Origin of the sequence: Psychrobacter sp. Rd 27.2, assembly GCF_001921755.1 — a bacterium.
Lineage (GTDB): Bacteria > Pseudomonadota > Gammaproteobacteria > Pseudomonadales > Moraxellaceae > Psychrobacter > Psychrobacter celer.
The window spans coordinates 1-359 of sequence record NZ_MRYB01000129.1 but is presented as its reverse complement, the minus strand read 5'-3'; the positions used below and the strand labels follow the sequence as shown (position 1 = coordinate 359).

At 44.3% G+C, this 359-nt stretch carries 1 protein-coding gene; it reads left to right on the top strand.

Annotation, left to right across the window (positions count from 1 at the left end; translation table 11 throughout):
- On the top strand, nucleotides 1-359 hold a 359-nt coding region (locus tag BTV99_RS13600), incomplete at both ends, for a hypothetical protein (protein WP_178377988.1).

Below are 359 nucleotides of genomic sequence, written 5' to 3'. Positions count from 1 at the left end.
AGAAAGCGAACCAGCTGGTAGTGACGGTCAAGCGCTGATAGGTATGAATACAGACCCCGATACTGGTGCATTTATTCCTAACTTACCAGTATTTGATACCAGCACCGATCAGCCTACCATGAGTATCAAAACGAATGATTATAATTCAAAGGATATGGATGTAGAGGTCACGCTTTATACCAAAGACAATGATGCTGACTCATCTGCTGCTAACCCAACTGTTGAAAAAATAGACAGCGTTAACATCAACCTAACCGTCACCCCAGTAGCTGGTCAAGTAGCGGCTAATGACGTGAGTACTGACGAAGACACACCAGTCACCCTTGATGAGTTTGGCTTTAGAGTGCTGGATGATAAGG